Source organism: Pseudomonas sp. ICMP22404 (assembly GCF_006227205.1).
GTDB lineage: Bacteria > Pseudomonadota > Gammaproteobacteria > Pseudomonadales > Pseudomonadaceae > Aquipseudomonas.
Map to the genome: position 1 here is coordinate 1 of NZ_VCNG01000074.1, position 422 is coordinate 422.

1 protein-coding gene is annotated in these 422 nt (G+C 60.2%); it reads right to left on the reverse strand.

Annotation, left to right across the window (positions count from 1 at the left end; translation table 11 throughout):
* The coding region (locus FGE05_RS29955; protein ID WP_176563049.1) for an immunoglobulin-like domain-containing protein at positions 1-422 on the reverse strand (422 nt) is incomplete at both ends.

The window sequence follows — 422 nt, forward strand, 5'->3', positions numbered from 1 at the left end:
TCGCCAGCGGCGATGTTAATCACGGAGCCATTGCTCAGCGTCACGGTCACTGGCGTTTGCGCCGCGTTGGTCAGCGTCGCGGTATAGGTGATCTGCCCGCCTTCGGTGATGGTTTCGCTGGCGCTCAGGGTCAGGCCAGTGTTATCCACCGAATCGGTGATCGTGGTGACCGCTGGTGTGGTGTCTGGCACCAGATTCTCGAAATTGCCACCGGTGGCACCGGTGATGGTGGTGCTGACGGTGCTGCCATTGTTGTAGACGTCGTTGGCAGGCGTATTGACTGCAACAGTGCCGGTAGTTTCGCCAGCAGCGATGTTAATCACCGAGCCATTGCTCAGCGTCACGGTCACTGGCGTTTGCGCCGCGTTGGTCAGCGTCGCGGTATAGGTGATCTGGCCGCCTTCGGTGATGGTTTCGCTGGC